Annotated in this window: 25 protein-coding genes; 13 read left to right on the forward strand and 12 right to left on the reverse strand. The window is 71.9% G+C overall.

Annotated features, from left to right (window positions below):
• Positions 1-104 precede the first annotated feature (104 nt).
• The 3 genes from EDF42_RS12695 to EDF42_RS12710 all read right to left on the reverse strand — a co-directional run bounded on the left by EDF42_RS12695 (position 105) and on the right by EDF42_RS12710 (position 4,404).
• A complete protein-coding gene (locus tag EDF42_RS12695) occupies positions 105-1,508 on the reverse strand; it encodes a hypothetical protein (protein WP_185040939.1) in 1,404 nt (467 codons plus the stop codon).
• Positions 1,509-1,734: 226 nt separating this feature from the next.
• Positions 1,735-3,336 carry a hypothetical protein gene (locus EDF42_RS12705; RefSeq protein WP_123672573.1) on the reverse strand — a complete coding sequence of 534 codons (1,602 nt, stop codon included), beginning with the start codon at positions 3,334-3,336 and terminating at the stop codon, positions 1,735-1,737.
• Positions 3,337-3,501: 165 nt separating this feature from the next.
• Entirely contained in the window at positions 3,502-4,404 is a 903-nt protein-coding gene (locus tag EDF42_RS12710; protein WP_123672842.1) for a LysR family transcriptional regulator, read from the reverse strand.
• An 81-nt stretch (positions 4,405-4,485) separates the two neighbouring features.
• Here EDF42_RS12710 and EDF42_RS12715 point away from each other — a divergent pair, with 81 nt between their 5' ends.
• From EDF42_RS12715 to EDF42_RS19025, 3 genes are all read left to right on the forward strand, one after another.
• Entirely contained in the window at positions 4,486-7,956 is a 3,471-nt protein-coding gene (locus EDF42_RS12715; protein WP_123672574.1) for a bifunctional proline dehydrogenase/L-glutamate gamma-semialdehyde dehydrogenase, read from the forward strand.
• Positions 7,957-8,112: 156 nt separating this feature from the next.
• Entirely contained in the window at positions 8,113-8,553 is a 441-nt protein-coding gene (locus EDF42_RS12720; RefSeq protein WP_123292422.1) for a VOC family protein, read from the forward strand.
• A gap of 57 nt (positions 8,554-8,610) precedes the next feature.
• Complete coding sequence (locus tag EDF42_RS19025; RefSeq protein ID WP_185040941.1) at positions 8,611-8,760, forward strand: hypothetical protein; 150 nt, start codon at positions 8,611-8,613, stop codon at positions 8,758-8,760.
• A gap of 44 nt (positions 8,761-8,804) precedes the next feature.
• Here EDF42_RS19025 and EDF42_RS12725 read toward each other — a convergent pair whose 3' ends face one another.
• Both EDF42_RS12725 and EDF42_RS12730 read right to left on the reverse strand, forming a co-directional pair.
• Positions 8,805-9,248 (reverse strand): thioesterase family protein, encoded by a 444-nt coding sequence (locus EDF42_RS12725; RefSeq protein WP_123672575.1) that lies wholly within the window; start codon positions 9,246-9,248, stop codon positions 8,805-8,807.
• Positions 9,245-9,853: a QsdR family transcriptional regulator gene (locus EDF42_RS12730; RefSeq protein WP_123292424.1), complete on the reverse strand. Its 609-nt coding sequence runs from the start codon at positions 9,851-9,853 to the stop codon at positions 9,245-9,247. Before EDF42_RS12730 ends, EDF42_RS12725 begins: the two co-directional genes overlap by 4 nt.
• Before the next feature lie 47 nt (positions 9,854-9,900).
• Here EDF42_RS12730 and EDF42_RS12735 point away from each other — a divergent pair, with 47 nt between their 5' ends.
• Positions 9,901-11,094 (forward strand): acyl-CoA dehydrogenase family protein, encoded by a 1,194-nt coding sequence (locus EDF42_RS12735; RefSeq protein WP_123672576.1) that lies wholly within the window; start codon positions 9,901-9,903, stop codon positions 11,092-11,094.
• A 113-nt stretch (positions 11,095-11,207) separates the two neighbouring features.
• Here the strand turns inward: EDF42_RS12735 and EDF42_RS12740 are convergent, their stop codons facing one another.
• Positions 11,208-13,244: an alpha/beta fold hydrolase gene (locus EDF42_RS12740; RefSeq protein ID WP_123672577.1), complete on the reverse strand. Its 2,037-nt coding sequence runs from the start codon at positions 13,242-13,244 to the stop codon at positions 11,208-11,210.
• Entirely contained in the window at positions 13,241-14,137 is an 897-nt protein-coding gene (locus EDF42_RS12745; protein ID WP_123672578.1) for a patatin-like phospholipase family protein, read from the reverse strand. The genes EDF42_RS12740 and EDF42_RS12745 overlap by 4 nt, the downstream gene beginning before the upstream one ends.
• Before the next feature lie 113 nt (positions 14,138-14,250).
• Between EDF42_RS12745 and EDF42_RS12750 the strand changes: the two genes are divergently transcribed.
• Positions 14,251-15,060 (forward strand): GAF domain-containing protein, encoded by an 810-nt coding sequence (locus tag EDF42_RS12750; protein WP_148067784.1) that lies wholly within the window; start codon positions 14,251-14,253, stop codon positions 15,058-15,060.
• A gap of 41 nt (positions 15,061-15,101) precedes the next feature.
• Positions 15,102-15,287: a hypothetical protein gene (locus tag EDF42_RS12755; RefSeq protein WP_148053868.1), complete on the forward strand. Its 186-nt coding sequence runs from the start codon at positions 15,102-15,104 to the stop codon at positions 15,285-15,287.
• 84 nt (positions 15,288-15,371) lie between these two features.
• Here EDF42_RS12755 and EDF42_RS12760 read toward each other — a convergent pair whose 3' ends face one another.
• Positions 15,372-16,403: an NADPH:quinone reductase gene (locus EDF42_RS12760; protein ID WP_123672580.1), complete on the reverse strand. Its 1,032-nt coding sequence runs from the start codon at positions 16,401-16,403 to the stop codon at positions 15,372-15,374.
• Between the two features lie 176 nt (positions 16,404-16,579).
• On the reverse strand, positions 16,580-16,942 hold the full coding sequence (locus EDF42_RS12765) for a helix-turn-helix domain-containing protein (protein WP_111086871.1): 363 nt from the start codon (positions 16,940-16,942) through the stop codon (positions 16,580-16,582).
• 112 nt (positions 16,943-17,054) lie between these two features.
• Between EDF42_RS12765 and EDF42_RS12770 the strand changes: the two genes are divergently transcribed.
• On the forward strand, positions 17,055-17,702 hold the full coding sequence (locus EDF42_RS12770; protein ID WP_123672581.1) for an NAD(P)-dependent oxidoreductase: 648 nt from the start codon (positions 17,055-17,057) through the stop codon (positions 17,700-17,702).
• Positions 17,703-18,084: 382 nt separating this feature from the next.
• Here EDF42_RS12770 and EDF42_RS12775 read toward each other — a convergent pair whose 3' ends face one another.
• On the reverse strand, positions 18,085-19,407 hold the full coding sequence (locus tag EDF42_RS12775) for an MFS transporter (RefSeq protein WP_123292432.1): 1,323 nt from the start codon (positions 19,405-19,407) through the stop codon (positions 18,085-18,087).
• Positions 19,408-19,543: 136 nt separating this feature from the next.
• Between EDF42_RS12775 and EDF42_RS12780 the strand changes: the two genes are divergently transcribed.
• The gene (locus EDF42_RS12780; protein ID WP_123672582.1) at positions 19,544-20,401 is read left to right on the forward strand and encodes a LysR substrate-binding domain-containing protein; all 858 of its coding nucleotides are present in this window, start codon (positions 19,544-19,546) and stop codon (positions 20,399-20,401) included.
• Between the two features lie 186 nt (positions 20,402-20,587).
• On the opposite strand, the gene EDF42_RS12785 is transcribed toward EDF42_RS12780, so the two are convergent.
• Entirely contained in the window at positions 20,588-21,682 is a 1,095-nt protein-coding gene (locus EDF42_RS12785) for a hypothetical protein (RefSeq protein ID WP_123672583.1), read from the reverse strand.
• Between the two features lie 155 nt (positions 21,683-21,837).
• Here EDF42_RS12785 and EDF42_RS12790 point away from each other — a divergent pair, with 155 nt between their 5' ends.
• Positions 21,838-22,806 carry an aldo/keto reductase gene (locus tag EDF42_RS12790; protein ID WP_123672584.1) on the forward strand — a complete coding sequence of 323 codons (969 nt, stop codon included), beginning with the start codon at positions 21,838-21,840 and terminating at the stop codon, positions 22,804-22,806.
• 151 nt (positions 22,807-22,957) lie between these two features.
• On the opposite strand, the gene EDF42_RS12795 is transcribed toward EDF42_RS12790, so the two are convergent.
• Positions 22,958-23,593 carry an NADPH-dependent F420 reductase gene (locus tag EDF42_RS12795; protein ID WP_123672844.1) on the reverse strand — a complete coding sequence of 212 codons (636 nt, stop codon included), beginning with the start codon at positions 23,591-23,593 and terminating at the stop codon, positions 22,958-22,960.
• A gap of 76 nt (positions 23,594-23,669) precedes the next feature.
• Here EDF42_RS12795 and EDF42_RS12800 point away from each other — a divergent pair, with 76 nt between their 5' ends.
• From EDF42_RS12800 to EDF42_RS12815, 4 genes are all read left to right on the forward strand, one after another.
• Positions 23,670-23,966: a GNAT family N-acetyltransferase gene (locus EDF42_RS12800; protein ID WP_111087034.1), complete on the forward strand. Its 297-nt coding sequence runs from the start codon at positions 23,670-23,672 to the stop codon at positions 23,964-23,966.
• 22 nt (positions 23,967-23,988) lie between these two features.
• Positions 23,989-24,450 carry a VOC family protein gene (locus EDF42_RS12805; protein WP_123292436.1) on the forward strand — a complete coding sequence of 154 codons (462 nt, stop codon included), beginning with the start codon at positions 23,989-23,991 and terminating at the stop codon, positions 24,448-24,450.
• A gap of 82 nt (positions 24,451-24,532) precedes the next feature.
• The gene (locus EDF42_RS12810; protein WP_123353928.1) at positions 24,533-25,003 is read left to right on the forward strand and encodes a MarR family winged helix-turn-helix transcriptional regulator; all 471 of its coding nucleotides are present in this window, start codon (positions 24,533-24,535) and stop codon (positions 25,001-25,003) included.
• Positions 25,000-25,509: a metallophosphoesterase gene (locus tag EDF42_RS12815; RefSeq protein ID WP_123672585.1), complete on the forward strand. Its 510-nt coding sequence runs from the start codon at positions 25,000-25,002 to the stop codon at positions 25,507-25,509. Before EDF42_RS12810 ends, EDF42_RS12815 begins: the two co-directional genes overlap by 4 nt.
• Positions 25,510-25,555 lie beyond the last annotated feature (46 nt).

Consider the following 25,555-nt stretch of genomic DNA (forward strand, 5'->3'; position numbering starts at 1 on the left):
AACGTCTTGATCAGAATGTGACCATGGTTGGGGGTTCCCGCACGATGGACGGGAGGCCCGCTACCAGCTGGCACCGGGCCTCCCGTCCGTTCGTCGGTCGTGTCTCAGGCGCGACGGCGACGCAGGCGGTGGACCAGCAGGCCGCCGCCGGCGGCCAGGAGGCCGAGGGCCCACGCCAACGGCGTGGTCTCGTCGGCGCCGGTGTACGCGAGAGTGCTGCCGGTGCCGCTCGTCGTGGTCGCGACCGCGGCCGCGGCGACGGGTCGGACGGCGACGACGAACGTGGTCGAGGCGCCACCCTGGGTGATGGTGAGACGGTGGTCCGAAGCGTGCGGGAACGTCACCTTCGAGGCGTCGCCCCGGGGATCGGTGACGACCTTGTCCGACGCGACCGAGCTCGTCACCGTCGTGCCGAACCCGGTGCTCACGGAAGCCGGTGCGGTCGGGTTGCCGAACCGGTCGACGGCGAGGCCGGACACCACCAGTGAGCTGCCCTGCTGGACGGGGATCGACGCGACGGTCCCGAGGGGATCGCCGCCGCCGGAGAACGCACTGACGACGCCACCGGGTGCGACCGACCAGACCGTTGCGCCGGGTGTGCCGGTGTCGACGATCGCGCGGACCCCGATGGGTGCGGCCGGCAGGACGGTCAGGCGCACGTACTCCGTGGCGGTCGCGGTGCCGCGGAGCGCGACGACCTCGAAGTCGTACGTGCCCGCGGTGGTCACCGTGCTGGTGAGCACCCCGGTCTCGACGTTGACGGTCAGGTCGGACGCGGGCGCGTCCTGGATCGCGTACGCCAGCGAACCGCTGCCGCCCGTGGTGCGGAACTTGTGCGTGAACGTCGCGCCGGCGGTGGCGGTGAGGGCGAGCGGCTTCGCCTTCGTCGACGGCTCGGTGAAGACGACCGGCGACGGTGAGACGGTCAGGCGGACGTACTCGGTCACCTGTGTCGAGCCGCTGAGGGCCACGACCTCGAAGTCGAACGTGCCGGCGGTCGTCGGTGTGCCGCTCAGCACGCCGGTCTCGACGTTCACCGTGTAGTCCGCCGACGGGGCGTCCTGGATGGCGTACGCGACGGTGCCGTTGCCGCCCGTGGTGCTGAACGTGTGGCTGAACGGCGTGCCGACCGTCGCGGTGAGGGCGACCGGGGCGGCCTGGGTCGACGGCTCGGTGAACGCGAGGTCGCTGCCGTCACCCGGTGCTGCCGCCGGGGTGGTGCTGTCCGTGGCCTTCGCGGCGGGGCCGGCGCCGGGCGTCGGCGTCGGCGTCGACGTCGGCGTCTTGGTCGTCGTCGGGCTTCCGCTGGGTGTCGGGCTGGCGCTGGGTGTCGGCGCCTCCGTCGTCGGGGCGGCGCTCGGTGTCGCGGTGGCCGTGGTGCTCGTCTGCGTCGGCGTCGCCGCCGTCGCGGACGCGCCGACGCCGATGACCGAGCCGATGGCGGTCGCCGCCACGACGATGCCGATCGTCGCCGCGCGGCGGACGGGCGGCTTGGTGGACTGGTGCATGGTTCCCCCCTGGGAGTCCGATGGTGAGCGCGCGGTCCTCGCGCGCTCCTCTGTGCTGACATTACGGTTCGCGGACCCGTTCCGAGTCCGCCGGAGATCACGGTTTCATCTCGGTACTACCGGCTCTCATCTGGGGTTTCTCACAGGGACGCGCGACGGCGGACGGGAGGCGCGGGGCGGTCGTGCCCCGCGCCTCCCGTCCGTCAGGCGGTCGCCGTGACGTGCCTCAGCCGAGTCGGCGACGGAGGCGCCAGACGAGCAGGCCGGCGCCCGACGCCAGGAGGCCGAGGGCCCACGCGAGTGGGCCGGACTCGTCGGCGCCGGTGTACGCGAGGGTGCCCGACGCGGTCGGCGTGTGGGTGGTCGTGACCGTGGTCGTCGCCGTCGGCTGCACCTCGAAGCGGATGGTGCTCGTCACGTCACCGGACGCCACGGTGACCGTGTGCGGCGACGCGTGCTCGAAGGTCACCCACGTGGCCACAGCCTCGGGGTCGTACTCGATGCGGTCACTGGCCACGTCGCTCGTGAAGGTGAGGTCGGTGTGGTCACCGACCGGCTGCCCGTCGGCGTCCACGGCCAGGGCGCGGATCTGCACCCGGTCACCCTGTCGGGCCGGGATCGCGTCGACCCGCTGCGCGTCGCCGTCCGCCGGGTAGTAGGTGATCACGTCGCCCTCGACGCCCCACCGGTCGCCGGACGTCTCGTCCGCGGGGAGCACCCCGACGGCGATGCCGGCGACGGGAGTAGGGGCCTCGGAGACGCGGACCGTGAACGAGGTCGAGACGCCGCCCTCGGACACCGTCAGCGTGCGGGTACCCGGCTCTGAGAACGTCACCGTGTTCGCCGACCACTTCGGGTCCCAGACCACGCCGTCGGACGCGGTGGTGCTCGTGACGGTCGACCGCGGGTACTCGTCGCCCGGGGTGGTGCGGTTGCCCAGCGCGTCGACGGCCAGCCCCGCGAGGGTCATCGAGGAGCCGACGGTGGCGGGGACCTCCGACACCACGGTCTCACCGGTGCCACCCGGCGTGTACTCCCGGATCGTCCCGTCGGCATCGACCTGCCAGCTGACGTCGGAGTCCGAGCTGTCGACGCCGAACGTGACACCCACCGGGGCGCCGGGCTCGATGTCGACCTGGATGTACTGCACCGCGGTCTGGTGCAGGTCGGTCGCGGTGACCTCGAACAGAGCGGGCCCGTCGATCGTGCTCTTCGGGGTGGCGCTCAGGACACCGGTCTGCTCGTTCCAGGACCAGCCGTTGACGTCGTTGTTCGGGAAGAAGTTCAGCGGGTTGAACAGGTACTCCAGTGGGCCGTCGCCGCCCTGGGCGGTGAAGGTGTGCGAGAACGGCTGGCCGGCGGTCGCGGTGAGGACGATCGGCGAGTCCTTGGTCGACGGCTCCGCCCAGGTGACGGGCGTCGATGCCTCGGCGGCGGGTTGTTCGGCGGCGGGGGTCGTCGTCCCCGGGTCCGCGGTGGGCGTCTCGGTCGCGGCCGGGGTGGGTGCCGGCGTGTTGTCCGGCGTCACCGTCTCGGTGGTCGGCCCCGGGTCGGTCGTCGGTGCCGGGTCGGCGGGCGCGTCGTCCGGTGCGCCCTGCTCGGTGTCGGTGTCGGTGTCGGTGCCGGCCGCCGTGGTGTCGGGTGCGGTGGTCGCGGTGGTCGCGTCCTGCGGTGCGGACGTCGCGGTGGTGCTCGGTGCAGCAGTCTCGCCGGTCGCCGCGGAGGCGGCGCTCGCGCCGATGCCGAACGCCGACGAGGCGGTGACGATCGCGATCGCAGCTCCGATCGCCGCGCTGCGGCGGAGCGTGTACTTGCAGGACTGGTTCATGGGATCCCCCTCGGATGCCTGGGCGGGACCCTCGATGAGCGTCCTCTACAAAGGGAATGTCCGGGCGTGACGAGTCCTGACAGCCGTTGTGTCACAGATCGGTCACGACCTGGTGCGTGACGGCGGCGACCGACGTGGCGGGCCCGAGCCGCGCCTCCAGTCCGCTCAGTCTCCGACGACCGCAGCCGCGCGCTCCAGGGCGTGGCGGAGTGCGCGGACCGCAGGGGAGGACGACCCGGCCGACCGGACCACCGTGAAGATCGTCCGGCGCGGGTGCTCGGGCAGCTCGACCAGTCGGCACGTCGTCGTCCGCCCCGTCCACATCAGGTCGGGCATCAGGCTGACGGCGTTGCCGGACTCGACCAGGCGGATCTGGGTCTGCAGGTCGGCGGTCTCGTAGCGGACGTCCGGCTCGAAGCCCCAGCGTCGGCAGACCTGCTCGGCGAAGTGCCGCGACGCGGTCCCGCGGGGCTCCATCACCCAGGGCAGCGCGCCTGCGTCCTCGATCGACGACACCGGTACGAGTGCGGTGTCCACCGGGGGCAGTGCGAGCCGGACCGCGTCGGTGGTCAGGTCCGACCGGTCGAGCCCGGGAAGGTGCGGAGCCGCGTGCGCGGGGTACTGCTCCGCGATGACCACGTCGAAGTCGCGAGCCCAGGTCTCGTGCAGGGCCGTCTCCGGTTCCCGCTGCACCATCTCGATGCGGACGTCGGGGTGCTCGGTGGCCATGGCGTGCAGGGCGTTCGGCATGAGGGCGAGGGCCGCGGACTGGAACACCGCGACACGGATCCGCCCCTGCACGGTCGGCATGGTCTCCTCGACCTGCGACTGCGCCAGCTCGAGGACGTCCAGCACGTGCCCGGCCGCCTGCACCAGGACCTCGGCCTGCGGGGTGAGCTGCAGGCGCCGTCCGGCCTTCCTGAGCAGGGGCACGCCGGCCTCGCGCTCCAGGGTGCTGAGCTGCTGCGAGACAGCCGACGGGGTGAAGTTCACGGCCTCGGCGACCGCGGCGATCGTGCCCCGGATGGAGAGCTCACGGAGCAGGACGAGACGGCGGACATCGAGCACGTGCTCACGGTAGCGGAACTTACGGGTACCCATCACGAACCGTTGCTTCCGCTGATGAGTCGGGCGCTCCACACTGAACCCATGACGACCCTGCACGAGCACCCCGCCACCGACCACGACGCCTTGGCGGACCAGTCCGTCGCACTCGTCCGACAGTGGCTGGCCGAGGCCGAATCGTTCCCGGTGGACGGCTCCGCCAAGCAGCTCGCCGGGGTGCTCGCCGACCCCGCCGGTCTCGACTTCGCGGTCGGCTTCGTGGACGGCGTCGTCCGCCCGGAAGACCTGGCCGTCGCCGCCCGCAAGCTCCGGCAGATCGCGCCCGGTGCCCCCGGGTTCCTGCCCGCTGCGATGCGCGGACTCGTGCGCCTCGGTGGTGGCATGGCACCGGTGCTCCCGGGCGTCGTCGTGCCCGTCGCCCGCCGGGTGCTCCGGGGCATGGTCGGCCACCTCATCGTCGACGCGACCGACTCGAAGCTCGGCCCGGCGATCGCGAAGATCAAGCGGGACGGCGTCCGGCTCAACGTGAACCTGCTCGGCGAGGCCGTGCTGGGCGAGCGCGAGGCCGCGCGCCGGCTCGAGGGCACGCACAAGCTCCTGGCACGCGACGACGTCGACTACGTGTCGATCAAGGTCTCGTCGACCGTGCACCCGCACTCGCCGTGGGCGTTCGACCACGCCGTCGACGACATCGTCGAGCAGCTCCGCCCGCTGTCCGAGCGCGCCGCGGCCTCGACCCCGGCGAAGTTCATCAACCTCGACATGGAGGAGTACAAGGACCTCGACCTGACGATCGCGGTCTTCACCAAGCTCCTCGACGAGCCCGCGTTCCTCGGGCTCGAAGCCGGCATCGTGCTGCAGGCGTACCTGCCCGACGCGCTCGCCGCGATGGAGCAGCTGCAGGAGTGGTCCGCCGCCCGCCGCGCCCGCGGTGGTGCCGGCATCAAGGTCCGCCTGGTCAAGGGCGCGAACCTGCCGATGGAGCAGGTCGAGGCCTCGGTGCACGGCTGGCCGCTCGCCACCTGGCACACCAAGCAGGACTCCGACACCAACTACAAGCGCGTGCTCGACTGGGCACTCACCCCGTCGCGCGTCGAGAACGTCCGCGTCGGTGTCGCCGGGCACAACCTGTTCGACGTCGCGCACGCCTGGCTGCTCGCCGGCGAACGAGGCGTTCGGGACGGCATCGAGTTCGAGATGCTGCTCGGTATGGCGCAGGGCCAGGCGTCGGCAGTGAAGAACACGGTCGGTTCCCTCCTGCTCTACACGCCGGTCGTCCACCCCGGCGAGTTCGACGTCGCGATCGCGTACCTGATCCGTCGCCTCGAAGAAGGCGCCTCGCAGGACAACTTCATGTCCGCGGTCTTCTCGCTGGTGTCGTCGCCGCCGCTGTTCGCCCGCGAGGAAGAGCGGTTCCGCGCCTCGCTCGTCCCGCTCGCCACGCCCGAGGGCCTCGCCGCTCCCGCGTCCCACCGCGTCGCCGACCGCTACGCGGCCGTCGGACGCCCCGGGCCCGGCCGGTTCGAGAACACGCCGGACAGCGACCCGTCGGTCGCGTCGGTGCGCCAGTGGGGGTCGGCCATCACGGGCCGGATCGCGTCGTCGACGCTCGGCGTCCGCGCCGTCCAGGAGGCCCGGGTCGACTCCGCCGCGTCGCTCGACTCGGCGCTGGCTCGCGTCCAGGCCGCCGGTGCGGTCTGGGGGACCTGGTCCGGTGCCGCTCGTGGCGCCGTGCTGCACGCCGTCGGCGACGCACTCGAGGCGAACCGCGCAGCACTCATCGAGGTCATGGCCGCGGAGACCGGCAAGACCATCGACCAGGCCGACCCCGAGGTGTCCGAGGCGATCGACTTCGCGCACTTCTACGGCTCGCTCGCGTCGCAGCTCGACGACCTCGACGGTGCGACCTTCACCCCGGCCACGCTGACCCTCGTCGCACCGCCGTGGAACTTCCCGGTCGCGATCCCCGCCGGCTCGACCCTGGCCGCACTCGCTGCCGGGTCCGCCGTCGTCCTCAAGCCGGCACCGCCCGCCGAGCGCTCCGGGGCCGTCCTCGCCTCGATCATCGAGACCGCGCTCGACGCCCACGGGGCCCCGGCCGACGTGCTCGCGTTCCTGCAGGTGTCCGAGAACGAGCTCGGCCAGCAGCTCATCGCCTCGCCGATGGTCGACCAGGTGATCCTCACCGGTGCCTACGAGACCGCCGAGCTGTTCCGCTCGTTCCGCTCTGACCTGCCGCTGCTCGCCGAGACCTCGGGCAAGAACGCCGTGATCGTCACCCCGTCGTCGGACCTCGACCTCGCGGTGAAGGACGTCGTCGCCTCGGCCTTCGGGCACGCCGGCCAGAAGTGCTCGGCCGCGTCGCTCGTGGTCATGGTCGGCTCGGTCGCGAAGTCGAAGCGCTTCCGCAACCAGCTCCTCGACGCCGTGTCCTCGCTCACCGTCGGCTCCCCGACCGACCCCACCACCCAGATGGGACCGATCATCGAACCGGCCTCCGGCAAGCTGCTCGCCGGCCTGACGACGCTCGGCGCGGGGGAGTCCTGGGCCGTCGAGCCGAAGCAGCTCGACGAGACCGGCAAGCTCTGGAGCCCCGGCGTCCGCCAGGGCGTCCGCCGCGGCTCGGAGTTCCACCGCACCGAGTACTTCGGCCCGATCCTCGGCATGATGACCGCCGACACCCTCGACGAAGCGATCGACATCGTCAACGAGGTCGACTACGGCCTGACCTCGGGCCTGCACTCGCTCGACCCGGCCGAGATCGGGCAGTGGCTGTCGCGCATCGAGGCGGGCAACCTCTACGTCAACCGCGGCATCACGGGCGCCATCGTCCGTCGGCAGCCGTTCGGTGGCTGGAAGAAGTCGGCCGTCGGCGCGGGCACGAAGGCCGGCGGGCTGAACTACCTGCTCGGGCTGGGGTCGTGGGCGCCTGCTGCGTCGACCGCTGCGTCCGTTCCTTCTGCTCCGGTCAGCGCCTTCGTCCGTGCGGCCGGGGTCACCTCGCCGGTGCTCGACCGGTCGCTTGCGTCGGACGAGCAGGCTTGGTCGGCGCTGTTCGGCACCGCGACCGACGTGTCGGCTCTCAGCGCCGAGCGGAACATCGCGCGGTACCTGCCGTTCCCGTCTGTTCACGTGCGGCTCGCTGCGGTTGCAGACTCTGACGCTGACGCCTCGGCGGTCGAGCTCGTGCGCGTCGTCGCGGCTGCGCTCCGGGCCGGCACGACGATCGAGGTGTCGACGGCAGCCGGGCTGCCTTCGTCCGTCGCCTCCGCTATCCGGTCGTTGCCCAACGTGCGCTCCGTGTCGCAGTCGGTCTCCGACGAGTCCTTCGCGTCGTCGATCACGTCGGGCCCGTCGACCCGGGTCCGGCTCATCGGCGGCGACACCTCGGCGCTGTCCTCGGCGATCGGCGGGCGTCCCGACGTCGCGGTGTACGGCGGTCCGGTGACCGAAGCCGGTCGGCTCGAGATCCTGCCGTTCGTCCGAGAGCAGGCGGTCTCGATCACGGCGCACCGCTTCGGCACGCCGAACCACCTGACCGACGACCTCATCTGACCGGACCGCGGCGCTGGCGTTCGGGTCCAGCGCCGCTGTCCGGTCGCCGCACGCTGTCGGGCTGCACCGAGGCGGCAGGGGTTGCCTTGGGTGCGCGTCGCAACCACGGCGCGCACCCGAGGCCCTACGTCGGGTCGAACCCGGAGGAGCTCCACCATGACCGAACCGTTCGCACGCCCGACCGCCCTCGCCCACGTCCGCGTCACCGTGACCGACATCCACCGCAGCAAGGCGTTCTACCAGCAGCTGCTCGGCACCGACCCGGCGATCGACTTCAGCGACCAGGTCGACGAGCCCGGCGTGCGCGAGGATCGTGAGCGCTTCTACGGCGGCTCCGTGTTCCGGCTCGGCGACCAGGTCTTCGGTCTCCGCCCGGTCGCTCCGGCGGGGCAGACGTTCGACCCGGACACCGTCGGCCTCGACCACGTGAGCTTCGTCGTGGGGTCGGTCGACGAGCTGCACCAGGCGGCTGCACGCCTCGACGCCGCAGGGGTCGAGCACGGCGAGGTCACCGACCTCGGTGACGCTGGCATGGTGATCCTGTCCGTGCAGGACCCCGACGACATCAACCTCGAGCTCGCTGCCCTCAAGTCCTGAGCAGTCCTGAGCAGTCCTCGGGCCGCGGGCTAGCATGGGGTGACGAGAGGGGACGTCATGCGCTTCGTGCAAGCCATCGGCCGGGGGATCGGCTTCGTGTTGTCGACCGTGGCGAAGGTGCTCGGGACCCTGAACGGCGCGAAGCCCGCGGGTGACGACCTCGCTGTGCGGCTGGACCAGCCTCGTCGCGACGAATACCGCCCCTGACCTGTTCTCGGTTGCGGGACGACGACGGGCGACGGCGCGCGGGATCAGTCGGCGACGGCGGGCTCCTGGGCGACCATCGTGCCGTTCACGAGCGCGCGCAGCGACTCCGGCAGCGGGATCGGTCGGCGGGCGCCCTCGCGGTCGATGATCACGTGCACGAACTCACCGGTGGCGAGCAGTGCGCCGTCGGACTGACGGAACAGGCCGAACTCCCACGACAGGCTCGTGTTGCCGAGGTGCTTGGACCGCATCCCGACCTCGATGACGTCCGGCCACACGGCGGACTCGACGAAGCGGCAGCTCGACGACACCAGCACCGCGATCCACTCCGACGTGAACGGGTCGAGGCCCGCTTCCTCGCGGAACCAGTACGTCGACGCGTTGTCCATCGCCGAGTAGTAGATCGTGTTGTTGACGTGCCCGAACATGTCGTTGTCGTTCCACCGTGTGGGGTAGAGGCGGCGGAACGGGTACTCGTCGATGGTCATCGGTCTCCGATCGGAGGTGCGGGTGTGGCGTGATCGGCGGCGGGGCGCAGTACGTACTCGAACGCGGCGCGTGCCCGGACGGGGTCGGGGGCCTCACCGGAGATGAACTCAGCGTAGGTGAACGACTCTGAGATCCGGACGAGCAGCCGGGCGAGCTCCTCGGCGGACAGCGGGGCCGGATCGAACTCGCCGGACGACTGCTCCTCGACCACGAGCGCGGTGACCCGTTCGACGAACCGGCTCTGCACGTCACTCTCCGAGGTGGTCAGCAGGCGCATCGCCCGCGCGGGTTCGCGGGTCAGGAAGGCGCGGAAGTAGGTGGCCTCGATGAGGTCGGCGGTGAACCGGTCGAGCACGTCGACGATGCGCGCCGCTCCGGACGACCCGATCGTGTCGGCAGCACGGGACGCCCGGTCGAGCGTCGGGACTGCGAGGGACCACAGGATCTCGGACAGCAACCGGTCACGGTTGCCCACCCACCGGAACAGCGACGTGCGGTCCACGCCGAGCGCGGCAGCCAACGCGCCCATGTCGATCCGCGAGCCGTCGATGAACGTGTGGCGGGCCTCCCGGAAGGCGCGCAGCGCAGAATCCGATGTGTACACGCGGTCCTCCCTTGCAACGTTTTCGAGAATGATGCATCGTTGGTTCCATGTCAACGCTGACGCCCACGACGGGCCTCCTCGAATCGGACTTCTACGGCTTCCAACAGCAGCTGACCGAGCCGGAGCGCGCGTCGATCGGGCGACTCCGCGAGTACCTCGAGCGCGAGGTCGCGCCCATCGCCGACGGGTACTGGGCACGCGCCGAGTTCCCGATGCAGGTGATCGCCCCGCTCGCCGAGCTCGGGATGTACGGGCCGGGGATCCCGCTCGTGCGCCAGTTCGAGAACTCGGCCGTGTACCGCGGGTGGGCGGCGCTCGAGCTCGGACGCGTCGACGCCAGCGTCGCGACGTTCATCGGCGTGCAGTCGGGTCTGGCGATGAACTCGATCGCCGTCGCCGGCAGCGAGGAACAGCAGCGCGAGTGGCTGCCGCGCATGGCCGCCGGCGAGCTCATCGGGGCGTTCGGCCTGACCGAACCGCTGTCCGGCAGCGACTCCGCCCGTGGCCTGCGCACCACTGCCCGCCGCGACGGCGACACGTGGGTGCTCGACGGTGAGAAGCGCTGGATCGGCAACGCCACCTTCGCCGACGTCGTCGTCATCTGGGCGAAGGACGTCGCGGACGAGCAGGTGAAGGGCTTCCTGGTCACCACGGACACCCCCGGCTTCACCGCCACCAAGATCGAGGACAAGATCGCGCTGCGCGGGGTGCAGAACGCCGACATCGTCATGCAGGGGGTGCGCGTGCCGGAATCACGTCGGCTCCAGCGCGCCGACTCGTTCCGGTCGACGGCCGAGGTGCTCCGCCTGACCCGTACCGAGGTGGCCTGGCAGGCTGTCGGCATCGCGGTCGGCGCCTACGAAGCAGCCCTCGCGTACGCCCGCGAGCGGATCCAGTTCGGCAAGCCGATCGCGTCGCACCAGCTCGTGCAGGACCTGCTCGTCAAGTCGCTGTCGAACATCACGGCCTCGATCGCGCTCTGCACGCAGGCGTCGGCCATGCAGGACGCCGGCGTCGGGGGCGACGAGCACTCCGCCCTGGCGAAGGCGTTCGCGACCGCGAAGATGCGCGAGACCGTCGGCTGGTGCCGCGAGGTGCAGGGCGGCAACGGCATCGTGCTCGACAAGGGCGTCGCCCGGTTCTTCGCGGACGCCGAGGCGATCTACTCGTACGAGGGCACGCGCGAGGTGAACACGCTGATCGTCGGTCGTGCGATCACCGGGCAGGCCGCGTTCGTGTAGCGGGCCGGGTCGGGCCGGGTCGGTCGGGTCGGGCCGGGTGGATCCGACCCGGAACGACGTTCTCGATGTCGTGCGACGTCGATCATGTCGTTCCGAGTCGATCACGGCCGCCGCTACCCGAGCAGCGCCGGCCGCTCCCACTCCTGGTCGAGCACGTGCTGCCCGAGGAACGCGAACACCGTCTCGTACCAGACCACCGCGTGCTGCGGGGCGAGCACCCAGTGGTTCTCGTCCGGGAAGTACAGGAACCGGTGCGGCATCGAGCCGTCCGGTGCCGCGTGGTGCTCCGCGAGTTCGGACCACAGTCGCAGCCCCTCGCCGATCGGCACCCGGTAGTCCTTGTCGCCGTGGACCACGAGCATCGGTGACGTGATGTCCGCCACGAACCGGTGCGGGTCGTTCGCCTCGATGCCGGCGGCGTCGAAGATCGACGACCAGTACTGCGACGAGTCCGTCGTGCCGTTGAACTGGTCGAGCGCCCACAGGCTCGCGTGCGTGACGATCGCGCGGAACCGGTCGGTGTGCCCGGCGACCCAGTTCGCCATGTACCCGCCGAACGACCCGCCCATCGCTGCGGTCCGGGACTCGTCGATGTCCGCCCGCGCCTCGACCACGTCGGTGATCGCCAGCAGGTCGGTGTACGGCGCCTGCCCCCACGCGTTCCACCCGCGGTTCACGAAGTCGAGCCCGTAGCCGGTCGACAGTGCCGGGTCCGGCAGCAGCACGGCGTACCCGCGCGCCGCGAGGAGCATCGGGTTCCACCGCCACGACCACTGGTTCCACGAGTTGAGCGGTCCGCCGTGGATCCAGAGCAGCAGCGGGTGCGGCCCGTCACCCTCCGGCACGACCAGCCAGCCGCGCACGCGCGCGCCGTCGGCCGCGGTCGTCTCGACCTCGTCCAGGTGCGCGGGGACCTCGGGCAGGGGTGCGGGCGTCGCGAGCGGGGTCACCACCCCGTCCGTCGCGATCCGCACGGGGTGCAGCGGTGCCGCCCAGGAGGCCCGGAGCGCCACGACCGCGCCGCTCGCCTCCGCCACGCGCAGGCTCGAGTACGCCCAGTCGTCGTGGGTCAGCTGTTCGACGGCTGCGCCGTCGAGCGGGATGCGGAACACGGGTGCCCGGCCGTCCTGGTCGGCCACGGCGAGCAGTGCCCGGTCGCCGTGCTCGAACACGAGCTCGCTCGGCCAGCGGTCCCACTCGGTGGCGATGCGGCGCGGGTCCGAGCCGTCGATGCCGGCGGTCCAGACCTCTTGCTGGTGCGCACCGGCGGGGGTGGAGCGCACCGTCCGGACCCACGCGATCGTGCGGCCGTCGTGGCTCAGGGTGGGCATCTCGTGGTCGACGTCGGCGTCGTCGAACAGCACCGTGCGGTGGCCGCTGGTGCAGTCGATCGTGACGAGCGTCGAGCGGTCCCCACGGGCCTCCCGGACACCCACGGCTGCCAACAGGACGGAACCGTCGGGCGTGAGCGCCCCGGCGACGTGGTCCAGCGACCGGCCGGGAGCCGGCGTGCGGTCGACGGGCTGCGCGATTTCGTCTGGTCCGCCGGCCGTGTCGAGCGTGAGGACGTGCGTCTGGTCCGGGCCGAGGTCGTGGTCCCAGTACCGGACCGGGTAGGTCTCGTGCAGGATCGCGCGGACCTTCTTGTCCGTGCGGGCCTTCCGGAGCTGGGCGTCGGCTTCGAGCACGGTCGCCGGGTCAGAGCCGGCACTCGACAGCAGGTCGGCGGTGAGCGCGACGGTGTCGGCGGCCGCAGCGGTCGCCAGGACGCCGCCGACCCCGCCGGTGAGCCGCGTGAGGGGGCGGGCTTCACCACCGGCCGCCGGGAGGACCCAGAGCTGGGCGGCCTCGACGTCGGTGGCGTCGGCGTCGGGGCGGGCGGAGACGAAGAGCAGGTCGCCGGTGCGGGTGAAGGCGATGCCGCCCTCGCCCTTGGCGGAACGGGTGAGGCGCACCGGGCTGGCGGTGGGTCCGCCCGCGTCGACGGTCGGGGTCGCGGGCACCTGCCAGATCGAGCGGCGGTACCCGGTGCGGTCCGGGTCGAGCGCACTGACCGTCAGGGTGACGCGCTGACCGTCGGGGCTGATCGCGATCCCGTCGACCCGGGGGAGCGCGATGTACTGGTCGAGGTCGGAGAACGGCGTCGTCATGCGACCACGCTCACCAGGTCATCGGCCCAGAAGGCGGCGATCTGCTCGGCGACCGCCGTGCCCTGGGCGCGGCCGGCTTCGGCCGAGGGCGCCTGAGTGGCCAGCGAGAGCGAGTTCGTGCCGAAGGCTTCCTGCGCGGCGCTGTCCGCCACGACGACCTCGACCGAGCTGCCGCCGGCGCGGAGCGACTCGACCGCGACGTCGAGCCACGGGCCGACCGGGGACGGACCCTCGGGACCGCAGGCGATGACGAGGACACGCTCGTGCCCGGCCGCGGCATCGGCGTTCGTGCCGGAGCGGACCCCGCCGTCGACGTACGGTCGGCCCTCGATGCCGACGGGCGACCACACGAAGGGCACGGAGCAGCTCGCGGCGACCGCGCGGGGGAGCGGGACACCGTCGGCCGCGGTCAGCAGTCGGAACGTGCCGTCGGTGGCGTCGACCGCGGTGATGGCGAGCGGCTTCGCCGGCCAGTCGGTGGACGGCAGGGTCTCGGTGAAGGTCGCCACGCGCTCGTCGTCGGACTGTCCGTCGGTGACCTGCTGGGCGGCGAGGCCGAGACGGGCGCGGGCGTCCTGCTCGCCGGTCGCCCCCTCGAGCGCGGCACCGATGCGCTGCTGGACGGCGTCGGTGTCGATGGCCGGCGGCTCGACGTAGGTCGTCGGTGCGGGGGTGTGCTGCTGGTCGTACGCCTGCTGCACCGCGCCGTTCCGGACGAAGGCGCCGACGACGCTGCCGGCGCTCGTGCCGACGACCAGGTCTGCGGCATCGAGGTCGACGCCGGCGTCCTGCAGGGCGGTGAGGACACCGACCTCCCAGGCGATGCCGGCGACACCTCCGCCGCCCAGGACGAGGGCTCTGGATCCGGGAACGGGCGTGCTGGCATCGGTCATGGGTCTTGCTTACCAGCTGCGTGCGACGGGCTGGTGGAGGCCGACAGATCCTGTGGAGAACTGACCTGTGGACAACTCCGTCTGCGTCGGTGGCGTGACCTAGCGTCGTGGTCATGGGGCAACAGCGTTCAGGACGGGTCGGCACGGTCGGGTGGCCGATCGTGGTGGCGGCCGCGCCCACTGCGGCGTTCCAGCTGCCGAACCTGTTCGTCACCCCGGCGGTCCGACTGTCGCTCGTCGTGTTCGGGCTCGTCGTGCTGGCCGGTGCCGTGGCGGTGCAGGTGGTCCGGATCCGACGCAGCGACGCTGCGCGGGCGGTGGCCGAGGAGAACGCGACCGGGGCCGAACTCGAACAGTCGACGGCGGTCCGGTACGCGTTCGGCCAGATCGCCACCCGACTCGTCCGGTTCACCGAACTGCCCCGTTCCGAGCGCCACGGCGAACTCTCCGTCGTCGCCGACCGGGTCGCCGTGGCCCTGGCGTTCTACCTGCTGCCGAAGGTGCCCGACGTCCGCGCCAACGTGTACCAGCTGTCCACCGATCTGCGAGCGCTCGAGCCGATCGGTCACGGGGGTGCCGGCGACACCGCCGGGGTCTTCCGCGCGGGCACGCCCTACGGCGACCGCAACCTCGAGTGGGTGCTGGTCGGGGGATCGCCCCGGATCGTCGGCGACCGCTCGGCCGACGTCGACGTGGACCAGGACGTGCCGGGCTTCGAACCGCAGTACTCGTCGTACGTCTCGGTGGTGATCCGGTCCGACCAGTACTCGTTCGGCATGCTCACCGTCGACTCCCCGGTCCCCGACGCCTTCACCGAACTCGACGCCAAGAACATCGCGATGATGGCGTCGTTCATGGCCGTGGCGTTCTCGTTGACCTACTCGTTCCCCGAGCGCGACCGCAATCCAAGGAAAGGCCCGTGATGCTCACACGCTCTGTCGGACGCTCGACGTACGATGCCCTCATGACGACCGTGAACCCTGCTCCGCCGTCGTTCGGGCGTGCCCGGATCTCATCGCCCAACTGGAACGACACCACCACCGACGCCGACTACGAAGACCTCGACGTCATCGCCGCCAACATCGAGCGCGAGCGCGAAGCAGCCCGGTCCCGGGTCGCCGCAGCCATCGCCGCGCGCCTGGGTCGCTGACCCTTCCCGCATCGTCCACCACGAACGGCTCCCACGCGTGTGGGAGCCATTCGTCGTCTGGGCGTCGTCGTCTGGGCGTCGGGGCTACTGCGCCTCGGGCACGTCGATCAGGACCTTGCCGACGGTGTCGTGTTCGACGGCGTCGTGGGCGGCAGCGGTGTGGGCGAGGTCGAAGCGGGTGAGCGGCAGACCCGCGTCCGCGCCGACCGGCAGCACGCCGTCGTGCAGTGCCTCGGTGACGTCCTCGGCTGCGGCGGCCAGGGCCTCGTCGCCGATCGTGTAGAGCAGCAGGAACTGGTAGCGCGCGTTGACGCTCATGTTCGGGCGGATCGGCAGGGTGGCCTCGTCGCCGCCGTTGTTCGCGTAGATCGACACGACGCCGTGGTTCGCCAGGACGTCGGCGACCAGCTCGGCGTTCTGGGGGATCGACACCTCGACGACGATGTCGACGCCGTCCGGCGCGATCTCGCGGATGCGAGCCGCGGCGTCGTCCTGCCGGTAGTTCACGACGTGGTGGGCACCGGCCGCGGTGGCGAGGGCGGCCTTGTCGTCCGAGCTGATCGTCGTGATCACCGTCGCGCCGGCCCAACGGGCGAGCTGGATCGCCGCGTGCCCCACCGCTCCGGCACCACCCGCGACGAGCACCGTGACGCCGTCGAGCGCACCGGGGCCGAGTCGTGCGGGGCCGTCCTCGTGCGTCGTGAGGGCGCGGTGCGCGGTCATCGCCGGGACACCGAGCGAGGCGCCGATGTCGAAGCTGGTCTCGTCGGGCAGGCGGACCGCTCGGGTCTCCGGCACGACGGTGTACTCCTGCGCGGTGCCGGTCGGGCGGGAGGCGGCGGCCATGAAGAGCCACACGCGGTCACCGACGGCGAGGTCCTCGACACCCTGGCCGACCGCGTCGACGACACCGGCGCCGTCCTGGTTCGGGGTGACCTCGGGGAAGGGCAGGCCGTCGCCGTAGGTACCGCCCGCCCGGGCCTTCCAGTCCGTGGGGTTCACGCCGGACACGACGACGCGGACGCGGACCTCGCCGGCGCCGGGTTCGGGGACGTCCCGCTCGACGAGTTCGAGGACGCTGCTGTCACCGGGCTTCGTGTAGACGATCGATCGCATGTCCCCAGGCAACCACTCGCCGCCGTCGGGGATTCCGAGTGTGCGCGTGGCGGCACTTCGTGAGCACAAATGGTCGGGTGCGTTCGGCGGACCCGACCATTTCTACTCACGAAGCGCCCCCGCCCCCGCACCCGCACCCGCACCCGCACCCGCCCCGCCCAGCCGCCCGCGCCGGGTCAGCGCGCGTCGTACTCCACGCGCGACACCGCGACGTCGTCCATGTGGGACGTCGCCCACGCCTCGAGCGGCTCGAGCACCCGGCGGAGCGACCGCCCGCGATCGGTGAGCTCGTACTCGACGTGCGGCGGGATCTCGGGGAACACCGTGCGGGTGACGAGTCCGTCCCGCTCCAGTGCCCGGAGGGTCTGCGTGAGCATCTTCTGCGACACGCCCTGCACCCGGTTCGCGATCGCCGAGTACCGTTGCGGCCCGTCGGCGAGGGTGCCGATCGTCAGCACACTCCACCGGTCGCCGATGCGGTCGAGCAGCTGTCGGCTGGGGCAGTCCGCCGCGTAGGGGCTGTACTCGAGTGCTGACATCTGGCCTGGCCTCCGTGACGAACGAGCTTCGTTACGCACCGTGAGGTGCCTACTTACTCAAAGAGAGTAACTCTTGTACGGTGAGCAGCACCAGCCCCACGAAAGGAACAGCATGACCAGCATCGTCGTCTTCGGAGGCACCGGCTACGCCGGCTCCGCCATCACCCGCGAAGCCCTCTCCCGTGGCATCGCCGTCACTGCCGTCGCGCGCGACACGAGCAAGCTCGACGCCGCCGAGGGCCTGACCCTGGCGCAGGGCGATGCCTTCGACGCCGACTTCGTGGCCGAGGTCACGAAGGACGCCGACGTCATCGTCGTCGCACTGCACGCGGTCCAGGCGGACGGCAGTGAGCTCAAGGACAAGTTCCAGCACTTCGTCGACGCCGCGGCCAGCGCCGGTGCGCGTCTCGGCATCGTCGGCGGCGCCGGTTCGCTGCTCGTCGCCGACGGTGGACCGCGCCTGTTCGACTCGGCCGAGTTCCCGGACGCGTTCAAGGGTGAGGCGAAGAGCCACGCGCAGATCCTCGACGCGCTCCGGGCCTCGGACACCGACGTCGACTGGTTCTACGTCAGCCCGGCCGCCGGTTACGGCAGCTACAACCCGGGCGAGCGTCGTGGCACCTACCGCACGACCGACGAGGTCCTGCTGACCGACGCCGAGGGCAACTCGAACATCTCCGGCGACGACTTCGGCCTGGCCTTCGTCGACGAGATCGCGAACCCGGCGCACCACCAGGCGCGTTTCGGCGTGGCGTACTGAGGCAACCGCTCACCGGACGGGAGGCGCGTGGCGGGGCCGCCCCGTGCCTCCCGTCCGTCCGGGACCGCGTCCGCGCCCTGTTGCGGGCATTGCGCCCCTGTGTGTCGGGGCGCGACGCCCGCAACAGGGCGCAATGCCTTGGCGCGCCGGTGCGGCATGCGTCCGGTGCGACCAGGCGGACGGGAGGCGCGTGGCGGGGCCGCCCCGTGCCTCCCGTCCGTCCCGGACCGCGTCCGCGCCCTGTTGCGGGCATTGCGCCCCTGTGTGTCGGGGCGCGACGCCCGCAACAGAGCGCAACGCCTTGGCGCGCACCGGACGGGAGGCCCGTGGTGACGCCGCCACGCGCCTCCCGGTCCGCGCGCCGGTGCGCCCACCGCCCCGCTCAGTGGGCGACGATCGCCGGCAGCGGCACGTGGTGGCGCATGCGCACGGCGAGGTGCAGGCCACCGCGGCGGGCGAGGACGAGCGCGATCACGGCCGCGGCCGCCGCGGGCACCCCACCGGCGACCATCATCCCGACGTGCGCCCCGAAGTGGTCGACGACCTGGCCCATGAGCGGCCCGCCGATCGCCTGGCCGCCGAGCAGCACGAGCACGTAGAGCGACATCACCCGGCCGCGGATCGCCACGTTCGACGACAGCTGCACGAGCGAGTTCGACGCGGTCTGGAACAGCAACTGCGACATCCCGACGGCGACGAGCGCCACGGTGAACGGCGCGATCACGGGGATGGAGCCGGAGACCACGAGCAGCACCCCGGTCCAGAACACCCCGCCGACGATGGTCCGGAGCCGCACGACCGCCCGACGTGTGGAGAGCAGGGCGCCGACGAGCGCACCGATCGCCACGGCCGAGTTGAACACGCCGTACCCGGCGGCGCCGACGTCGTACACCTGTGACGCGAAGGCCGACAGCAGCACGGGCATCGTCAGCGCGAACACCGAGAAGAACGCGACGAGGATCACCGGCACGATGATCGTCGGCTTGTTCACGGCGTAGCGGAGCCCCTCGATCAGCTGCCCCTTGCCGCGGGGCGCCGGGGGCGTCCGGTGCAGCTCCGAGACCTTCAGGAACCCGAGCGTCACGACGACGGCGACGCAGGCGATCGCGTTCACGCCGAACGACCAGCCGGCCCCGACCGCGACGAGCAGTGCGCCGGACAGCGCCGGGCCGATCATGCCGCCGAGCTGGAACACCGACGAGTTCACGCTGATCGCGTTGCGGAGGTGCTGGTGTCCGACGATCTCGGTGACGAACACCTGGCGGGCCGGGTTGTCGATCACGGTGACCATGCCGACCAGGAACGCGATCACCCAGATGTGCCAGGCCTCGACCACCCCGGCGAGCGTCAGCACGGCGAGCAGCGCGGACAGCACCGCGAAGGCGCCCTGCGTGATCATCATCAGCGCACGCTTCGAGAACCGGTCGACGAGCACGCCGCCGAGCAGCCCGAACAGCAGCATCGGCGCGAACTGGCAGGCGACGGTGATGCCGACCTGCGCGACCGAGCCGGTCAGCTGCAGGACGAGCCAGTCCTGGGCGATGCGCTGCATCCACCCGGCGGTCATCGCGACGAGGTTGGTGGCCGTGAACAGCCGGAAGTTCGGCACGGACAGGGCGATCAGGGTGTGCCGCCAGGGCGGGCGGGTGGCCTGGATCGGGAGTGGTTCGGTGGGCGGGGGGAGGGTCGTCGATGACGCACTCACGGTGAGGGGTTCTCCGGACGTCGTTGCGGATCTGGTACCCCATCGAAACTACGTGGCCGCGGGCCATTCGACACCCCTATGGTGGCTATCAATCCATTGCGATGTCGAATGACCGCGCGAACGAACGAGGTGCACCGTGCTCGATCCGGTCCTGCTGCAGACCTTCCTGGCCGTCGCCGAGACACAGAGCTTCACGCAGGCCGGAGCCCGCCTCGGCATCAGCCAGCCCACCGTCTCCCAGCACGTCCGGCGGCTCGAGACCGCGGTGTCCCGCACCCTCGTCGCCCGCGACACCCGTGGCGTCACCCTCACGGACAACGGCGACGCGATGGCCGGCTTCGCCCGGACGATCCTCGCGGCGCACGCCACCGCGGACGCGTACTTCTCGGGGTCGGCGACGCGTGGGCGCCTCCGGTTCGGCGCGGCCGACGACCTCGCGATCACGCAGTTGCCGCGCATCCTCCGCGACTTCCGGCGGCTGCACCCGCAGGTGAACCTCGAGCTGACGGTGAACCAGTCGTCACCGCTCCTGCGCCGGGTGCACGCCGGGCAGCTCGACCTGGTGTTCATCAAGCAGACCGCGGGGGAGTCCGCCGAGGGCACCCGGGTCGCGACCGACCAGATGGTGTGGATGGCGCAGGACGGCATCGCGGTCGAACGCGCCGAGCCCGTGCCGCTCATCGCGTACCAGGCGCCGAGCATCAGCCGGCAGATGGCGATCGACGCCCTCGAGGCCGCCGGCCGCACCTGGCGGATCACCTGCAACACCCGCGACGTCAACGGCGTGCTGGCGGCGGTGCGCGCGGGGATCGGCGTGGCGGTGTTTCCGCACTCGCTCATCCCGGCGGACCTGGTGAAGGTGTCGCAGCGGCTCGGGCTGCCGGACCTGCCGGCGGTCGACTACGTCCTCATCGCGAACCCGACGGTGCAGCGCGAGCCGATCGACGCCCTGACGAACGCGATCCTGTCGCGCGGGGTCGTCCGCGCGGTCTGATCCTCGGGGTGCGGCTCGGCAGACGGCTCCAGGAGACGCCGGCGTGTTGCCGAAACGCCTCGCGGCTCGTGAGACGCCGCCGGATTCGGGGGCGTCTCACTGGCCTGACGGCGTCGTGCGCAGACGACGGCGTCGTGCGCAGACGACGGCGTCGTGCGCAGACGACGGCGTCGAGCGCAGAGACCGCTACGGCGCGAGGGTCGGGGTCGTCCCGGTCCCGGTCAGGTCGGGCAGCGTCACCCCGGCGAGCGGCAGCAGCGCCGACGCGACGGCCCACAGCAGCACGAGTGTTCCGACGCCACCGAGCACGACGCCGAGCAGCGCGACCGGCCGCTGCCACGTCGCCGCGCGGTCGCGCAGCGTCACGAGCGACACCACCAGCGCGAGGAGTCCGAGCACGACACCGACACCGTGCACGGTCGCCGGCGCGGTGAACCACCACGCCGCGAGTCCGAGCGTCGCGATGCCCGCCACGGCCCCCAGGATCGCCCCGGGCGTCGCACCGAGTGCACGGCGCGGCTCCGGCTGGGCGGCTGCGGCCACGGGCTGGTCGAGCAGTTCGGTCGGGAGGCCCGGCTCGGCCCCGACGGACGCACTCGCCTCGGCACGGGGGGCGGTCACGGGCACGACCGGGTTCGGCGCCATCGGTGCGGTCGACGAGGCGGTCGGCACCGACGGCGCCTGCAGGTCCGCGTCGAAGGAGCGCACGTGGGCGGACGCCGGCGTCGGTGCCGGGGTCACGACGGCGGCGGCGGCCTGCTGGTGGGCGAAGCGGCGGGGCGTGCGGAAGCCGATCGGGCCCACCGGTTCGGGCTCGGTGCCCTCGACGACGACGTGCTCCAGGCCGGGCACCGAGAACCGGGGCTGCCCGGCGGAGGGCACGGGCGACGGTGCGGGGGCTGGCGCGGTGCGCGGAGCGGCGTCGATCGGCGAGACCGGAGCCGGTGCGGAGGCCACGGCGGCGGTGTCGAACGGCACGGTGTGCACGGTCGGTGAGGTCGGGGCCGGCGGCAGGAGGTCCTGCTGCGGCGGGTAGTCGGGGACCGTGACGTCGTCCTCGACCAGGGTGGCGACGGACGGGGGCTCCGGCGTCGGCGCTGCTGTCGGGTCGAGCGTGGCCGTCGGCTGCGGGGCGGAGCCGACCACGGCGGTGGGAGCCGGCGCACCGTGGGTGGTGCGCGACGTGGCGAGGGTGGGACGGGCCTCCTGGCCGGTGCTCGCTGCGGAGTCGGAGGCGACCCGCCGGGCGGACTCGGCCGGTTCGACGACCGGTGCGGTCACCCAGGACGGGACGGGACGGCGCGGCCGTTCCGAATCCTGCATGCGATGCGACGCCACTGCGGTGCTCCCTTCGTCGACTGATCCATCGTCAGTTCTAGTGGCAACGGTCGCGGATGTCGCAGCCCCAGTTCCGGGGTCGCCGGTACGTTCGGGGCATGACCGGAATCGAACACCGTCCACTGGGTCCCTCGGGGCTCGTCGTCTCCACCGTCGGCCTCGGCTGCAACAACTTCGGGCGGCCGGGGACCGCCTCCGAGTCGCAGGAGGGCACGGACGCCGTCGTGCGCGCGGCACTCGACGCCGGGGTCACGCTCTTCGACACGGCCGACATCTACGGCGGCCGGCCCGGCATGTCCGAGGAGATGCTCGGCCGGTCGATCGCGGGACGGCGTGACGAGATCGTGCTCGCGACGAAGTTCGGCATGGACATGCAGGGCGCGAACGGCCCGGACTGGGGTGTGCGCGGTTCGCGACGGTACGTCCGGTTGGCCGTCGAGTCGTCGCTCCGTCGCCTCGGCACGGACTGGATCGACCTGTACCAGATGCACCGTCCCGACGACGTGACCCCGATCGAGGAGACGCTGTCGGTCCTCGACGACCTGGTCCGCGAGGGCAAGATCCGCTACGTCGGCCACTCGAACTTCGCGGGCTGGCAGATCGCCGAGGCCGAACTGACCGCGTCGATCGCCGGCACCACGGCGTTCGTGTCCGCGCAGAACGAGTACAGCCCGCTCGCCCGTGCCGCCGAGGCCGAGGTGCTGCCGGCCGTCCGCGCCTACGCCCTCGGGTTCCTGCCGTTCTTCCCGCTGTACAACGGGCTGCTGACCGGCAAGTACACGAAGGCCGGGGGTCCGGCCGACGGGCGGCTGTCGACGTCGAAGCCGCAGTTGCTCGAAGACGCCCCGTGGGACGTCCTCGACGACTACCAGCGGTTCTGCGACCACCGCGGCGTCACGATGCTGCAGGCGACGTTCGCGTGGTTGCTGGCGCAGCCGGGGTTGTCCAGCGTCATCGCGGGGGCGACGAAGCCGGAGCAGATCACGCAGAACGTCGAGGCCGGTACCACGTGGGAGCCGAGCGAGGACGACATCGCCGACATGACGGTGATCTTCGACCGGGCGTAGGCGGCCCGCGGCCCGCGGCCGCCCGCCGGCCGCCCGCCGCCCGCGGGCCGTGGGGCCGAGTCTCGGCGTGAGCGACAGTTCTCGCGGCTGTCGGCCCGAGGACTGTCGCCCAGCCCGAGTCTCGCGCCGGCGGGGCCGAGACTCGGGGGCGTCAGCGGGTGGCTGCCTGCAGTGCGTCGCGCAGCTGGTCGGCGGTCAGGCGCGGGCCGTAGCCGGGGGTGTCCCGCTGGATGCGCCAGCCCTCGGCGAGGGGTCCGGCGTCGACGACGTCGAAGCCGAACTCGTCGATGAGGTCCGCGGTGACCTGCTTCGCCTCGGCGTCGTCGCCCGCGATCACGAGGGCGCGGCGGTCCGGGGTGCCGGCCGGGGTGGCGTGGCCGGTGAGGTCCGCGGCGCCGATGTGGTTGAACGCCTTGACGACCCGGGCGCCGGGCAGGTGGTCCTGCAGCAGCTCGGCCGTCGTCGTCGACTCGTCGTCGAGCGCGGCGATGTGGCCGTCGCGCTCCCAGTAGTAGTTGTTCGTGTCGATGACGACCTTGCCGACGAGGGGCTCCGCCGGGATCGTCTCGATGGCGGCGAGCGGCACCGTCACGACGACGACCTCGCCCGCGGCGGCTGCTTCGTCACGGGTGGCCGCACGGGCCTGGTCGCCGAGTTCGGCCACGAGGTCGGCCAGGGTTTCGGGGCCGCGGGAGTTCGCGATCACGACCTGGTGGCCGTGCTGCACCGCGAGTCGTGCCAGTTGGGATCCGATGTTGCCTGCGCCGATGATGCCGATCGTTGTCATGGTGTCCATCCAACGCTCGGTGGCCACGAGCATTCCCGGTGGGGCACGTGCGCCCCGGGCGGAGCATGATGGCGGCATGGACCACGAGTTCCGCGACGAGACCGACCAGGACCGCTACGCGATGTACGTCGGCGGCGAGCTCGTGAGCGTGCTCGACTACCGCGAGAACGGCGACGCGATCGCGTTCCCGCACACGTACACGGTGCCGAAGCACCGCGGGCACGGCTACGCGGCCGAGCTCGTCGAGTACGCGGTCGCCGACGTCGAGACGAACTCGACGAAGCGGGTCGTACCGATGTGCTGGTTCGTCGGCAAGTGGTTCGACGAGCACCCCGAGAAGTCAGACCTGCTCATCCGCAGTGCCGCGGACTGAGCCGACGCGAGAAGAGCGCCCCATGCCCACCATCACCCCCTTCCTCTGGTACGACGACCAAGCCGAGCAGGCCGCCCGGTACTACGTCGACCTGTTCCCCGGCAGTTCGATCGACAGCGTGGCGAAGACCCCGGACGGCGCGACCCTGGTCGTCGAGTTCACGTTGCTCGGGCAGCCGTACCGGGCGATGAACGGCGGCCCCGGACACCCGCACACCGATGCCGTCTCGTTCCAGGTCGACGTCGACACGCAGGACGAACTCGACCGCATCTGGGACGCCCTGCTCGCCGACGGCGGGAAGCCGAGCATGTGCGGCTGGTTGTTCGACCGCTGGGGCGTCGCCTGGCAGGTGACCCCGTCGATGATGGGCGAGCTCATGACCGGGTCGGGCGACCCCGAGGCGAACGCCCGGGTCTTCCAGGCGATGATGACGATGCAGAAGCTCGACATCCCCGCGCTCCGGGCCGCAGCTGCAGGTCACTGAGCCCGAATCTCGCGTACCGACCGGTATGGTGTCGGCACAGAAGACCGCCGGCCGGCGCCGGCACCGAAAGGCTGGAGCCACGATGGACCACCCGAGCTCCGGGATCCGGAACAGCGAGATCGGCCGGGCGTACACCGAGCTCGCCCGGATCACCCGACGTGCGAGCATCCGTGCCCGCGGATCCGACCAGGCACTGAGCGTCGTCGACCAGTCCCTCGTCGACTTCGTGGTGCAGCACCCCGGCTGCATGGCCATCGACATCGCCCGGTACCTGCGCCTGAACCGCTCGACGATCTCGCGGCAGCTGTCCGGGCTCCTCGCCACGAAGCTGATCGAGACGACCGACGGCGGCACCGGCAACGCGAAGCCCCTCGTGGCGACGGATGCCGGTCGCACCGCGCTCGAGCGCTCCGTGCAGCTGCACCGGGATGCGCTGGAGGAACGGCTCGCCGGCTGGTCCGACGACGACATCGCCCTGCTCGCCGGACTGCTCGAACGGCTCGGCGCCTCGGACGAGGCCGGGCTGCCGATGCCCGGACGCACCCCGACGTGACCACGTCGTTCGTCCTGCTCTCCGACACGCACCTGCCGAAGCGGGCGAAGGACCTGCCCGCGGCGCTCTGGGCGGACGTCGACGCCGCCGACCTGGTGGTGCACGCGGGGGACTGGGTCGACCTCGCCACCCTCGACGCCGTGCAGGCCCGATCCCACCGGTTCGAGGGGGTGCGCGGCAACAACGACGGCCCCGAGTTCGACGACCGGCTGCCGCTCGTCGCGCACTTCGCGGTCGAGGACCTGCGGTTCGCGCTCGTGCACGAGACCGGTGCCGCGACGGGCCGTGAGCGCCGGATGGCCACCGAGTACCCAGACGCCGACGTGCTCGTCTTCGGGCACTCGCACATCCCGTGGGACACCGTCGCACCGTCCGGGTTGCGGCTGCTCAACCCCGGCTCGCCGACCGATCGCCGTCGGCAGCCGGACTTCACGTGGATGCGCGGCACCGTGACCGGCGCCGACCTGGTCGTCGAGCTGGTGCGCCTGCCGCCGCCCCCGCGCTGAGGCCGCCAGCGCGCCGGTGCCGCTGCGTGCGCCGGTGCCGCCGCGT

It is taken from the genome of Curtobacterium sp. PhB172, assembly GCF_003752545.1.
Lineage (GTDB): Bacteria > Actinomycetota > Actinomycetes > Actinomycetales > Microbacteriaceae > Curtobacterium.

Coding starts and splice junctions, on each gene's coding strand:
- EDF42_RS12695 (WP_185040939.1), bottom strand. CDS start 1,508: ATGCACCAGTCCACCAAGCCGCCCGTCCGCCGCGCGGCGACGATCGGC.
- EDF42_RS12705 (WP_123672573.1), bottom strand. CDS start 3,336: ATGAACCAGTCCTGCAAGTACACGCTCCGCCGCAGCGCGGCGATCGGA.
- EDF42_RS12715 (WP_123672574.1), top strand. CDS start 4,486: ATGACGACCCTGCACGAGCACCCCGCCACCGACCACGACGCCTTGGCG.
- EDF42_RS12720 (WP_123292422.1), top strand. CDS start 8,113: ATGACCGAACCGTTCGCACGCCCGACCGCCCTCGCCCACGTCCGCGTC.
- EDF42_RS19025 (WP_185040941.1), top strand. CDS start 8,611: ATGCGCTTCGTGCAAGCCATCGGCCGGGGGATCGGCTTCGTGTTGTCG.
- EDF42_RS12725 (WP_123672575.1), bottom strand. CDS start 9,248: ATGACCATCGACGAGTACCCGTTCCGCCGCCTCTACCCCACACGGTGG.
- EDF42_RS12735 (WP_123672576.1), top strand. CDS start 9,901: ATGTCAACGCTGACGCCCACGACGGGCCTCCTCGAATCGGACTTCTAC.
- EDF42_RS12740 (WP_123672577.1), bottom strand. CDS start 13,244: ATGACGACGCCGTTCTCCGACCTCGACCAGTACATCGCGCTCCCCCGG.
- EDF42_RS12745 (WP_123672578.1), bottom strand. CDS start 14,137: ATGACCGATGCCAGCACGCCCGTTCCCGGATCCAGAGCCCTCGTCCTG.
- EDF42_RS12750 (WP_148067784.1), top strand. CDS start 14,251: ATGGGGCAACAGCGTTCAGGACGGGTCGGCACGGTCGGGTGGCCGATC.
- EDF42_RS12755 (WP_148053868.1), top strand. CDS start 15,102: ATGACGACCGTGAACCCTGCTCCGCCGTCGTTCGGGCGTGCCCGGATC.
- EDF42_RS12760 (WP_123672580.1), bottom strand. CDS start 16,403: ATGCGATCGATCGTCTACACGAAGCCCGGTGACAGCAGCGTCCTCGAA.
- EDF42_RS12765 (WP_111086871.1), bottom strand. CDS start 16,942: ATGTCAGCACTCGAGTACAGCCCCTACGCGGCGGACTGCCCCAGCCGA.
- EDF42_RS12770 (WP_123672581.1), top strand. CDS start 17,055: ATGACCAGCATCGTCGTCTTCGGAGGCACCGGCTACGCCGGCTCCGCC.
- EDF42_RS12790 (WP_123672584.1), top strand. CDS start 21,838: ATGACCGGAATCGAACACCGTCCACTGGGTCCCTCGGGGCTCGTCGTC.
- EDF42_RS12795 (WP_123672844.1), bottom strand. CDS start 23,593: ATGACAACGATCGGCATCATCGGCGCAGGCAACATCGGATCCCAACTG.
- EDF42_RS12800 (WP_111087034.1), top strand. CDS start 23,670: ATGGACCACGAGTTCCGCGACGAGACCGACCAGGACCGCTACGCGATG.
- EDF42_RS12805 (WP_123292436.1), top strand. CDS start 23,989: ATGCCCACCATCACCCCCTTCCTCTGGTACGACGACCAAGCCGAGCAG.
- EDF42_RS12810 (WP_123353928.1), top strand. CDS start 24,533: ATGGACCACCCGAGCTCCGGGATCCGGAACAGCGAGATCGGCCGGGCG.